At 39.8% G+C, this 12,544-nt stretch carries 12 protein-coding genes; 9 read left to right on the top strand and 3 right to left on the bottom strand.

Features of this window, described 5'->3' with window-relative positions:
• The first annotated feature begins 275 nt into the window (after window positions 1–275).
• Window positions 276–854 carry a chloramphenicol phosphotransferase CPT family protein gene (locus tag PVOR_RS14990; RefSeq protein ID WP_006210152.1) on the top strand — a complete coding sequence of 193 codons (579 nt, stop codon included), beginning with the start codon at window positions 276–278 and terminating at the stop codon, window positions 852–854.
• A 265-nt stretch (window positions 855–1,119) separates the two neighbouring features.
• On the opposite strand, the gene PVOR_RS30675 is transcribed toward PVOR_RS14990, so the two are convergent.
• Entirely contained in the window at window positions 1,120–1,293 is a 174-nt protein-coding gene (locus PVOR_RS30675) for a hypothetical protein (RefSeq protein WP_197477130.1), read from the bottom strand.
• Window positions 1,294–1,359: 66 nt separating this feature from the next.
• Between PVOR_RS30675 and PVOR_RS14985 the strand changes: the two genes are divergently transcribed.
• The 4 genes from PVOR_RS14985 to PVOR_RS14970 all read left to right on the top strand — a co-directional run bounded on the left by PVOR_RS14985 (window position 1,360) and on the right by PVOR_RS14970 (window position 6,248).
• Window positions 1,360–1,929: a TetR/AcrR family transcriptional regulator gene (locus tag PVOR_RS14985; RefSeq protein WP_006210151.1), complete on the top strand. Its 570-nt coding sequence runs from the start codon at window positions 1,360–1,362 to the stop codon at window positions 1,927–1,929.
• A 73-nt stretch (window positions 1,930–2,002) separates the two neighbouring features.
• Window positions 2,003–2,824: an SDR family NAD(P)-dependent oxidoreductase gene (locus PVOR_RS14980; protein ID WP_006210150.1), complete on the top strand. Its 822-nt coding sequence runs from the start codon at window positions 2,003–2,005 to the stop codon at window positions 2,822–2,824.
• A 149-nt stretch (window positions 2,825–2,973) separates the two neighbouring features.
• Window positions 2,974–3,678, top strand: coding sequence for a hypothetical protein (locus PVOR_RS14975; protein WP_006210149.1), 705 nt, complete (start codon window positions 2,974–2,976; stop codon window positions 3,676–3,678).
• Window positions 3,679–4,832: 1,154 nt separating this feature from the next.
• Complete coding sequence (locus PVOR_RS14970) at window positions 4,833–6,248, top strand: vWA domain-containing protein (protein WP_006210148.1); 1,416 nt, start codon at window positions 4,833–4,835, stop codon at window positions 6,246–6,248.
• An 89-nt stretch (window positions 6,249–6,337) separates the two neighbouring features.
• On the opposite strand, the gene PVOR_RS14965 is transcribed toward PVOR_RS14970, so the two are convergent.
• Entirely contained in the window at window positions 6,338–7,264 is a 927-nt protein-coding gene (locus PVOR_RS14965) for an alpha/beta hydrolase (RefSeq protein WP_234972993.1), read from the bottom strand.
• Window positions 7,265–7,365: 101 nt separating this feature from the next.
• A complete protein-coding gene (locus tag PVOR_RS14960; protein WP_006210145.1) occupies window positions 7,366–8,259 on the bottom strand; it encodes an MBL fold metallo-hydrolase in 894 nt (297 codons plus the stop codon).
• 254 nt (window positions 8,260–8,513) lie between these two features.
• Between PVOR_RS14960 and PVOR_RS14955 the strand changes: the two genes are divergently transcribed.
• The 4 genes from PVOR_RS14955 to PVOR_RS14945 all read left to right on the top strand — a co-directional run bounded on the left by PVOR_RS14955 (window position 8,514) and on the right by PVOR_RS14945 (window position 12,533).
• Window positions 8,514–9,059, top strand: a complete 546-nt coding sequence (locus PVOR_RS14955) for a helix-turn-helix domain-containing protein (RefSeq protein WP_006210144.1) — start codon at window positions 8,514–8,516, stop codon at window positions 9,057–9,059.
• A gap of 620 nt (window positions 9,060–9,679) precedes the next feature.
• Window positions 9,680–10,072: a hypothetical protein gene (locus tag PVOR_RS30365; protein ID WP_138917789.1), complete on the top strand. Its 393-nt coding sequence runs from the start codon at window positions 9,680–9,682 to the stop codon at window positions 10,070–10,072.
• A 164-nt stretch (window positions 10,073–10,236) separates the two neighbouring features.
• Entirely contained in the window at window positions 10,237–11,031 is a 795-nt protein-coding gene (locus tag PVOR_RS14950; RefSeq protein WP_006210143.1) for a hypothetical protein, read from the top strand.
• Window positions 11,028–12,533 (top strand): hypothetical protein, encoded by a 1,506-nt coding sequence (locus PVOR_RS14945; protein WP_006210142.1) that lies wholly within the window; start codon window positions 11,028–11,030, stop codon window positions 12,531–12,533. The genes PVOR_RS14950 and PVOR_RS14945 overlap by 4 nt, the downstream gene beginning before the upstream one ends.
• Window positions 12,534–12,544: the final 11 nt, after the last annotated feature.

Below are 12,544 nucleotides of genomic sequence, written 5' to 3'. Positions count from 1 at the left end.
TGAGGGAATAGAACATAATCTCATAGAAAGTCGCTAATTTAGCGGCTTTTTGTTTTATTCGTACAAGTTCTTGTCCGATTGCCGAATAGGACAAAAACACGATCCGATTACCGCTTAGATAAGTATCTAACTGAATTATACAGCTATTTCATTAAGCGAAAGGCAGGATAGTTTAATCGCTTCTCGAATATTTTATCAGTTGGATAATTGAATGAACTGTGTGAATATATTTTTGTCCGAATGATACGCAAATCTTATATGCGAGGGTGATTTGTTTGAAGCAAGGACTCATTGTGTTTATGAACGGAACTTCAAGTTCAGGAAAGACTAGTATTTCTATGGAACTGAAAAATCAGAAAGAGATTCCTTTTCATCATTTATCCATAGACGATTTTTTTGGTAATTACGATGATTTTATTGATACTAAATTTCCAGATATTGAACCTACAAGAGAAGTGGATGATGTCGGACAAATACTTTTTGATCCCATAATGTCAGTGTACTATGCAACAATTAAATTGTTTTCAGAAATGGGTTTGAATGTCATCGTCGATACCGTAATCGACAATGACAAGCGGTTTAATGACTATCTTGATGTACTTTTTGATCATCCTACATTATTCGTAGGTGTCCTATGCTCGAAAGAAGAACTCACAAGAAGAGAGCAAATACGAGGAGATCGACAGATTGGACTAGCAAATTCCCAGTTCGACAAAGTATATTGTTTTAATGAATATGACCTTGAGGTAAATACGGAAGAGCTGAATCCAACAGAATGTGCCGAAATGATATTAAGTTTTATTAAGTCCGATAAGGATTACTCGGCATTTAAGAAATTAAGTAAAAGATATTAGGGTTTCATAGAAGGCGAATTCATCAGATAACAACGTATTCAAGCATCGAGGATATCGCCATCCCTCGGTCTGCCCGTGGGATTTTAAAATCGTAGATTTCATATTAACAGCGGGAGTCTAAAGCTTTATATTCAGATCTTCGACCGCCGCTTTGTCACCTATTGGGTTCAGTCTAAAATGTCTTCGACACCGTAAGCGCAGAAGCACAGAGGCAGCTTAATGAGACTTTTACCGCATTCATCCGCAACCGCTTACACCGATTTAGTCAACCGGATACCGTCGGCTCGGCGGCAACTCCCGCTTCGACGGTCGATATGTGCCCGGAATGCTCCGGAGTCCAGACAGATGTGCAGTTTGTGTGGACAAGCTGCGGGGTAGGCTGACGAGTGAAGAGGTCGCTAGGGGTCATTAGGGCCAGATTATATTCTGATTGACTCAAGTCAATGAACTTGATATATTAACTTTTGAAGTAATCTCATGATTTTACATAAGGAGGTTAACATACATGGCTCGAAAGACGAAACCACCAGAGGAGCGACGCGCGGAAATTATTCAGACAGCCAAGGAATTGTTTGAGGAGAAGGGGTACGACGGAACACAAATTAGTGATATTACAAATAGAATGGGCGTAGCACATGGGCTCGTATATCACTACGTGAAATCAAAATCAGAATTGCTCGATGCCGTAGTTGAAGAGTGGGCTAAAGAGATATTGACAGATTTAATGGTTCTGATGAAAGACAACGCAATCAGCGCAGCGGATCGGTTAGAAAAAATGTTCCTGTTTACAAGCAATATGCTAAAAAAAGATGCCTCTTTAATTACAACCATACATCAGCACGAGAATGAGGAGATCCACAAGCGAATTGGCAGCACAGGAATCAAAATGATTCTCCCTATTTTTAAAGAGTTAATTAGAATTGGAAATGCGGATGGTACTTTCAACTGCTCATATCCTGAGGAGACAGCGAAATTTTGTTTATACGGCTGGCAGTCGATTGATTCAAGCATGTCGGATGAAGAAAGATTAGAAAAGCTAAAGTATTTTTATAAACGCATGTTAGGCCTTGATTAACAACTTCTTCGAAAGTTGTTTTATTTTTATCATATAATTGACTGACGTCAGTCAATAACAGGGAGGTAATATAGTGAAACATTTTAAGAACAAAGTTGTCATCGTGACCGGCGCAGGTGCTGGCATCGGAAGAGAGCTCTGTTGCCAATTATCTAAAATGAGAGCAACCGTTGTCGTAGCAGACATTCGTGAAGATCATGCTAAAATGACTGCAGATCAGATCATGAATAGTGGTAGAACCGCAAACTATATGCGTGTCGATGTCGCTAGCGAAATGGATATTCAACACCTAATTGATGTTACCGTATTACAATATGGCAGGATTGACTATATGTTTAATAATGCCGGCATTGCGATTGGCGGGGATGTCAGAGATTTGACCCTAGCGCAGTGGAAAAAAGTTATGGACATCAATTTCAGTGGTGTCCTTTATGGGTCGATGATAGCCTATCAGGTGATGGCGAAACAAGGGTTTGGACATATCATCAATACAGCCTCGGCCACAGGATTAATGCCGCAGCCCGGCAACACGCCATATTGCGCAAGTAAACACGCAGTCGTCGGATTTTCACAATCGTTAAGGTATGAGGGAGTTGATCTGGGGGTCAAGGTGAGTACGATCTGTCCCGGACATGTTCAAACCGACATTTATAAGAACATGACAGTTGCCAATGTAGCAAATGAAAAAATAGTGCAATCACTGCCTATAGGAGCAATGAATCCACGCGAGGCCGTTGATATTATATTAAAGGGCGTTATCAAAAATAAAGCTATCATTATTTTCCCGGCTTCCGTTCGGTGGGCATGGCGTATTTATCGTTTCTTCCCAAGGTTATTAGATCAAGCTTGGTTACAAAAAATTAGACGTATACGAAAGCTGAAAAACGGTTCTTGAAAACGTAAACAAATGAAGAAAGATAACCAGAGAGCAGACTACCATTGCACCTTTTTTATTAAAGTGACAGGCAGGATAGTGCATTGAGAATTGTTATCACTTGTTGTATATTAAAAACGATACATATAATGGAGTAGGGAGGATACATCATGCAAATATATTGGACTAAAATAAATAAGATTATTGAAGAAACACCGGAGGTTAAAACGTACCTCCTCGATTGTCCGAAAGACTTTACATGGGAAGAAGGTTCCCACACCCACTTCGCACTGGAAGGGTTCAATGCCGGAGATAAACCAAACCGCAGCCTGATTCGCCACATGTCAATCTCTACTTTACCGCACGAAAAATCAATCGGTATCACAACACGAATCAGAGAGCAGTGTTCTGAGTTTAAAACGATTTTAAGAAATCTTAAAGTCGGCGATGAAGTTGCCATATTTAAAACTCATTCGAATGTACCGCTTAAAAGAGAAGACAAAAATGTTTACCTGCTGTCATCAGGTGTCGGACTGGCAACTTTCAGACCGCTTGTTCTTGATTATTTCGAACGCGCTGACCATGTCAATCAAATTCATTCCCTGAACATAGATTCATCAAAAGATTTCTTATTTACTAATATTTTCGAATCCGTTCCTGACAAGAAGTTCACATCACAGTTCGTCGATAATCGTACAGACTACTATGAAGAAGTGAAAAATCTTGCTACAGACAAGGATGGACTGTTCTATGTTGTCGGCAGCGACGAATTCCTCCTTCAGAACATTGAAGTACTGCGTGAGCAGGGCATTAAGCCGGAACAGATTATGCTCGACAAGCGTGAACAACAACTACCTGAGTTTTTATCATTTTGATATGTCAATTTAAGTTATTGTTTCGATCAGATGACTATGAATATAGCAGTAGAGTGGATTTATTGATATATAACCGTTTGATATAAAACTGTTGAGGGATATGGCTTTGGGGTGTATACATACGCCATAGTCCCATTAAAAGTCGCTATTATAGCGGCTTTTTTGTTTTATTGGAACAAGTTCTTGTCCCGATAGGCGTAAAAGACAAGAACATGATGCGTTTATTGATTAGATAAGTATCTAACTAAGCTTCCATGCAAACTCGCATTCAATTCCAGCGGTGCTCCCAGGTGAAAGCACGGGGGAGAGAAGAGACTTATGTAGAAAGCTAACCCCTCTAATCTGGATCTGTTATCAGATGAGAAAGAAAACAATTAGTGATTAGATTCGGATGACAAGTACTTGATAACATTCCCGACTTATTACATTCCCTTTATGATTTCATACGAAGGACGTCACACAAAGCAAGGTTCGTCACCGCTTAGATCTCCAAGTGTCGCGAAACCCTGACGTTTTAATGTCAAGAACTCGGTTCCATTACAGACGGCATAAACAAGCACCGAATTCATCCAAATCCGCATACATATGGTAAAATAAAGGGGCGATCTGGATGCCGCTAGAGAAAGAGTAACGATTATGCTAAAGAAGAACGATAGAACAAAGCTGCCGCAAGGGCGGCGTCTTTTGTTAATCCTTGAAGTAACGGGCAGATTAGCTTAATACCACAACGAGTAACAGGGTGAGAAAGTGATAAAAACGGCGTGTTGGAATTTAAGAACTGAGACAAAAGACACCCGGATGACTATATAAAGGACTACCTGTGTGAGACACATGTCGATGTCCGGAGAGAGGTGATTCGACTTCCGGAAATAGCAATCGATAAGAAGCCACATCACCTGTCTCATGATAGATTAAAAGTAAATTATCATTTCATAATGATGAAGGAGGAACTTAATTAATGTCAGAAAAGGGTGCTTCCCTTGCCCCACACAATCCGCCCAACCCGGATCCTACGCTTACTCGCTTGAGTGTATTCGTAGGTAAATGGAATACGGAAGGACTGATTAAGGCGAGCCCGTCGGGGCCGGCTGCAGTGGAAATCGGCACAACGGGTCTGCACGTACCAGCAAAAGCTGTGAAATGGAGGAAAGTTAATGATTCGAAGTTCTCTCTTCATATTAATAGCGTTCATCGTATTTCTAGCGGGTTGCAGTCATGAACAGGATAAGAATGTTTTAACAAATCAAGACGCATCAGAATCCATTCAAAAGGACGAACCGGAGAACAACAATTCAAACAATCACAACTCGCCGGATTCCGATCTCAATGAACCCCATTCCGAAATTCAGAACCCACCGGACTCAAACCACAACGAAACTCAGACTTCCTTGACAGACGAAGAAATATTATTGAAGCCTCCAGGGCGATTTGCCGGTTCCAACTATGATGAACAGAAAGTTCAGGCAGCGTTGGATCAATTGCCAAGCAACTTGACTACGGATCAATATAAGGATGAATTGCTTCTCCTACTTGCTGAAGATTATCGTCCGTACGTCACGACTTTTATGAACTTTGATACCGAAATCAGCGTGAACAATGAACGACCCGAAGGCAAGATTACATTGCCCGTAAACAGGAATCTGCATATCTCCATCCTGCTAGACGCCAGTGGCAGTATGAAAGCACAGATCAACGGAAAATCAAAGATGGATTCGGCAAAAGAAGCGATTCAGACTTTCGCAGATAAACTGCCCAACAATGCAGAAGTTTCACTACGGGTATATGGACATAAAGGGACAGGAGATCAGAAAGATAAGCGAGTATCCTGCGACAGTACAGAAGAGATCTTTCATGGCCAGGGCGATCAGACGAATCAAATAAAAACAGCACTCCAAAAAGTTGAGCCGGCAGGCTGGACCCCCATCGCGAATGCTCTTCAATCTGTCAAAAAGGATATCAATCCGGAGACCACCGATTCTGTTGTTTACGTCGTAAGTGATGGCATTGAAACCTGCGGCGGAAAACCTGCTCAAGTTGCAAAAGAACTACATCAGTCCAAAGTGAAGACGATCGTGAATATTGTTGGTTTTGATGTGGATAACGAAGGACAAAAACTGCTTCGACAGATTGCTGCCTCTGGTGGCGGCGAATTTATGTCCGTGAATAATGACGAGGCTTTAAAAAATGTACTGAATAAAGCTTATGAACAATTACGAGGCGAGTGGACGAGGTGGAAAGAGAAAGGGGAAGGGGATGCCAATAAACAGAAAGAACAAAAACAAGGGGAAATCAATCGTGCACGAGAAACCATGCAAGGTCTAGCGAACAAAGAGAATTCACATCTGCTGGCAGCCCTTAATTATTTGAAATCGAAAGACAACCAGGAGTTCCCCAATACCGAACTTTTGAAAAAGGTCAATGAACGCAAGAGTTTCGCGTGGGGTTATGCCCGGGATACGGGGAAGCGCTTATATAACGCCGTTTCCGAGAACGGGATACGGGTTTATGGTGATATCAAAGAAGAGGGAAACAAGAATATTGATGATTTGACCAATAAGACAAATCGTTAATGGAGATCATGTGTCTGATCGCTTAATATAGAACCCGCAGCAATACGCTGCGGGTGTCAGAACGTATTGAAATGAGCTGATTGCGTTGTTTATTGACCCGCTGGTGTGTAATTCTCGTCTAGAAAAGATTGAACAGCTTGGAACGCCTGAACTCTATTTTTCTCGAGCAGTACCATGTGAGTTCCTTCTCCGATTTCCACCCAACGGCGATATGAGGCTCCGGTTAAGGAAGTAAAGAAATTTTGAGCCAAATCTAACGGTACATCAATATCCCACTCCGCATGAATGAGGAGGACAGGTACGGTGATATCTTTAGGTTCGTAGAAGGCTTTGCCAACCGTCCAATATTCACGTATGTCTAGAATTGGCCCGTTGGTAGCACGGATATGCTCAGGATGTACAGTCTTGCTATTAGGATCCGAGGCCAGAGTTGCTTCAACCCATTTCTCAAACCAACCGTCAGGGAGCAAGCTGTCACGTTTCCCTTCAGGAGCAGCACTTAACCAGCGTTCTTTAGTAGTACCTGCTGGCACAAGGCGGTAAGAGCCAAGCAAGCCGCCAGTATCAATAGGGATGGGGTTGTTGCTCAGCCATTGAGGGGCAATAAGAGTTAACTTGTTCACTTTGTTGTTATTAAGGCTTGTATATGCTCCAGCCACTGTGCCGCCCCAAGACATCCCAAGTACATTGACCTTCGATAGATTGCGGTGCTTCAGGACGAAGTCTACAGCCGAGCCAAAGTCACGGACTCCGGTTTCTGTACGGACAAGCGGAGGATTCTGATCGGCAGGTTGATCCATTTCTGGCGGTCTTGTGGATCCACCATAGCCACGAACATCTACACCATAGACGTCATAGCCGTGACTAGCGAGGTAATCAAGGAAGGTAAAACCGTCCAGCTCCACATCGTATAAGCTACCAATTGGATAAGTAGCACCATGGACCATGACGATCGTCTTCTCATTAGAGAAGACAGTCATAGATGTTGGACGTTTATTAAGGTACCGATAGCTCAATCCCCGGCGTATCGCTGGCAATGTTAAATTTCTCAGATACGATGGAGATAGATTTGTTGAATGTATGGTTGGACATCATATTTTACCCTCTCTTTGATGTATTAGATAAAGTGCCAGTTGAAGCTATCTTCGCTTCTAGTGACGTATCCGGCTGAGCTCTCTGGGAAATGCGTACTGAAATAAATAATTGGACGATCGGCGATGTATTCCAAAGCCCAGCGGCGCGAGATTCGAGCCTGCTCACCAAATTCACAGTACATAGAATTCCAATCTGGCCTCATGACTTGGAAGGGATGATGCATGATATCGGCCCCGAACAAAGCTTCTTCATCACCTGATGAAAGACGAATGGACATTTGTCCAATACTGTGACCTGGAGTCGGAATGAATGTAAATATATCTAGAAATTTCCCGCCTTCTGGACCGATTGTTTCCGTCATGCCTGCCTCAATGACAGGAAGTACACTCTCTTCGTAAACGTTGAAGTTCGCTTCATTTTCTTTGTTATGGCTCACTTCGCTGGAGTAATACTCTTGTTCTTTAATAGGAAATACGTACGTTGCATTTGGGAATGTCGGTACCCATTTTCCGTCAACCAGCTTTGTATTCCAACCGACGTGATCCACATGCAAATGAGTTAGTAACACGTAATCGACTTCTTCTGGAGTAACACCTGCCTCTTGAAGTCGCTCGAGATAAGGTAGATGCAGATTAGCAAGATCCGGATTCAGTGGCAGGTTTTTATCATTACCTGTCGCTGTATCAATAAGAATTGTATGTTGGGAAGTTTTCACAACCCAGGTGCCAATACTGACGATAAGTTGAGAGTTTTCATCAATCAAACCCTCTGAGAAGGATTCTTTATTCGCTTCCAAAAAGGAGGGATCCCATGTACCTGGGAAATAAATTTCTGGTGGAACGCCACTGATTACCATTTCCGTGACTCGGGTAACCGTAGTTTCGCCTACGGTGTAAATCTTAGGAAGCTTAGTCATATGGTTCATCGCCTTCCTTTAAAATTTCGCTGAAAATGAAATGCTATATGGAAAAGAATTATGTGTAAATGTCCCGGGATGATATTTGCACATCTGCCTTGTTAAAATCTTAGTCCAATAATGCTGGTAAATCAACGTTTTTGCACCGAAATTGAACCTTCGTAAGAAAGCTTGCTATTACTCAATATTTTGATTATTATCAAATATAAATTTCGCTGACAGCGAAAAAAATGAATGTGTAGGAGAAATGAAAGATGAATTCTATAGGCGAGGTCATTAGAAATACCCGAATAAAACAGAAATTAACACTTAAAGAAGTGGCAAAGGCAGGATCCATTTCATTATCTTTTCTCAGCGAAATTGAACGGGACAAAGCGAATCCTTCGATCAGTGTTCTAAAAAGGATTGCCAATGCGTTGAATGTTAATTTCACTGATCTATTTGGAGAGAAAGAGCAAAGCATCGTTGTGAGAAAAAACGAACGTAAACCATTGCTACATTCTGAAGGCTCACGTATTACGTGGTATTCCCTTAGCGAGGGAAGTAGAAATAAGATGGGACCCATATGGGGGGTTCTTGAAGAGGGTGCGACTTCTGGTGATGTGGGTGTAGGACACAGCGAAGGAGAGGAATTTCTGTATGTCCAGTCGGGGTGCTTGGAGTTTATGCTAGGGAATGATAGATATACGCTAGAAGAGGGAGATAGTATTTATTTCGATGCCAGGACGCCGCATAGCTATAAGAATGTATGGAGAGGAGAGACCCTGGTCATTGCCGTATCGACACCTCCAACTTTTTAAGTTCAAATGAAAAAAATATGGGGGAATAAATTATTCTTCATATAAAGTGAGTGAGGAGATAGAATCTGTTGTCGCTAAAGGTTTAAGTGTGGTACAGGCGTTTCGGAAAACGAAACGAGCCGTTTACGGACTACAGCATTTGACAAGGCAGCATGAGTTCGTCACGGGAGTCTTTGTGTAGGCGAAGTTGAATAGTAGAGCCTTACTGGAGCAAGTATTTCCGACACATGAGTAAGTTGTTTTAGAATGTGTTTTCGCGCTTGGATAACATCGAAAGATATGATTATATTTCCATATATTCTATGTAAAGATAGAATTTTTATAGGCATACAATAGGTAGAATATAGTATTTAATATATTATAACCCAAAATTAGGTTTCCATTTTTTGATATTTTATGGTATATTTTTGGAGTATTAAATTTTGAAACTAAATCTAATTGAATAATATATCTCTTCGCTATACTTGACATGAAGACTTTGAGGCGTGGTGATAACCAATTTTATATTCGTTACCATGTAAAATCGAGTCTATCTAACCATTTCAAATAGTGAGAGAGAGATAAATTTTTTCAATACATACTAGTTTCTCAAATTTAATAACAATATATATAAAGGAGCTGTGAAAAAATTGAAAAAATCTAAAATTTTTGCTGGCTTTATCACGTGTGCGTTACTAATTTCAGGAACGGCAGCTTATGCTGGCACTTCCTATACTTGGAATGAGTCAAGGACCCTACCAGGTAATAATGGAAATGTGACTTCATCTATTCAACAAAAGGCTGCTACGGGTGGTTCTGCTGATTTAAGTATGCATGCTACTGCAGCACAGAATGTTGATGTTCGTACAGAAGGAACAGGAGGAATTAAAGGTTCATATGTAAGAAATGTCCGTGGAGGCAATGTATATGCTCCTTCTGCCCCACAATCACAAGGTTCTGATGTTTGGCTATTTTTCAGTTCAGATCTTTTCGCTCCGGATACTAGCATTAATTACGACTGGAGAAGTAACTAAAAATTCATATACGGAATCATTAGCATAAATCCTTTATAACAATTCTTAAAGAACAACATTTTTATGTTGTTCTTTAAGAATTTCATTTTACACTCCATTAAACAAACTCAACAGGATGCCTACTGAAGAGAAGGGAAGTTGTTAACATAGAAAATTACTCTGTCATGAAAGAGATACAAAATTCTCTTTCTATCAAACGAATCGTGATTTGGTTTCTTCTTATGTTAGGGCCTTTTTTTTATTTTATAGTGCAGCGTAATAGTGTTTCTTTCCGAGATCGTCTGGATGTCTTCACTTTCATGCTTGAGGGTATATTGCCTCTTATTTTTGTGCTTTTGGCTACATTGGTTTATGTAGGTTCCTTTTCTCAGGAAATAAAAAATCGATTTTTAGTATATACCCGTATGAGAATTCCACTTCGAAAGATGTTATTGATAAAATTTATAGCTAACAGCCTAACCACATTTGGTGTTTTTTTTGTGTTCACGTTCGGGTATTTTTTATTTTCTTTCTATATTGTTCAGCCGTTAGGGTTAATTCACTTTGAACCTGAAGCCTACAAACTTACTGAAACTACAGTCATTCAGGATTCCTATACGCGACATACCTTCACACAACTCCTACAATATGGTTCGCTAACATACGGTTTTCTATATTCTTGTTGGGTGGGTTTTAATGCTGCTGTTTATGCTATGATTGGATTTTTTTTGGTAATCATTATACGTAACCAGTTTTGGGCCTTATCCATCCCTTCTCTTATGTATATTTTGGGTAGTTTCGTGATGGGATTAGACAATAGTTTAATGCGTTTTAGGTTTCCTGATGCAATATTTCCGTATAGCTACATGCAATTGCCGATTTGGACAGCTTTTATACCCTTGTTATTTCTTCTCATCATATGTACCATCCTTGCTTTCTTTGTAAATAAGAATTTGGAACGGATTGATACCTTGTTATGAGTTATATTAAAAAGATCTTTGATGAATTTACCACATGGAAGTGGAGTATTTTCATTATCATTATTCTCCTCTATGGCTGGAGTATTCGTGTGACTTTTGCTGCAAATAATCTTGAACAGCTTCCGTTGAATCAATGGGACATAATTTTCACATTTTTGAGCAGTCCTTTCTTGAACATCTATTTTTATTTACCTTTTTGGTTGTTTTTTTCAAGTCAACTTATCATTAAAGAATGGGATTACACTCTACTTATTCGACTTAAGAGTTTTCCAAAATGGATATTCCATACAATAAGCCGGTTAAGCCCAATGCTGTTCATATTCCAGACTTTTTCCGTAATGGTTAGTTTCTTAGTTGCTATGGGTACTCCAGTTGAAAATGAGTGGAGTGTCTGGGGAATGACATATTCACCTTTAAATAATGTTGTTTTTGTTTTACAGGGAACTGGTTTGTCTCCTTGGATCATTTTACTCTTACAAACTGCACTGCTCAGTCTTTTTTTAGTTACGCTACATGTTGTTACAGCATCTATTTATGCACGTTTCCCGAGGATGAATGTAATTGCCGGTACTAGTTTGTTTCTTTTTATAGGAGCGATCATCTCATATAAAATTTTCCCTGCTGTATTCGTTTTGGGAAATGTAACAAATTACAGCATTCTTTCTTCTGCATATTCTACATTTGATTCTTTTCTTCCATCATTTATTCTATTAATCTTGATCATTACAATCTCTCTTTCCCTTATCGTCCTTTGGAGTAAGGGCTTTTTACAGAGTTTAGCCATCTTTTTATCTGACCATTATCGTTTTATTATATATAGCTCTATATGTTTAATAGGAATTTTTACGCAATTCACACATTCAGGATTAAAGGTTCTACATGTCTGGGAGAACTTATATTTCAATTTTTACGGTGTATCTAAAGATGGGTTTTCGCTTTATATTTACCTTTACTTCTGCATTGTGTTTTTAGGATTTGTGTACTTATTTCAACTTCACTTGAGTAATCTATTAAACGGACATATCTATTACCTGATGATTCGATATAAGTCTTTTTACCGTTGGTTCTTCCAGTTAATGAAAAGGACTATTTTGAGTGTGATTAGCCTACTACTTTTTTTAGCTTTTGCCACTATTCTAGTTGGTCTCATACAAGGACGAACACTAGCATTTGATACTACTGAGAGTATGACAGAGCTCTTTCCTTATATTTTTTATCATTTTTTTATGAATGGATTCTTACAGATGCTTAACTACATACTTATCGTATTTATTGTAAGTTGGGTTTGGCAGGAAGCAATGTACAGTTTGATTGCACTCGGTGTTCTGGCGGTGGCGGGCTTACCAATACTAAATACAAATCAATGGCTACCATCTGGGTTAAATAGTATGGGTTATGTTACGGATGACGGTACTGGCGTATTTAGTACATCTATCGTGCTGTTGATCTATCTTTTAATAGAGATTGGTATAATTGCTTACTTGTTTGAGCATTTTGCATAATTCGAAAATTG

Source organism: Paenibacillus vortex V453, from assembly GCF_000193415.1.
Lineage (GTDB): Bacteria > Bacillota > Bacilli > Paenibacillales > Paenibacillaceae > Paenibacillus_AQ > Paenibacillus_AQ glucanolyticus.
Note: the sequence above shows the minus strand (reverse complement) of the source record. Positions and strands in the feature narration are given on the sequence as shown.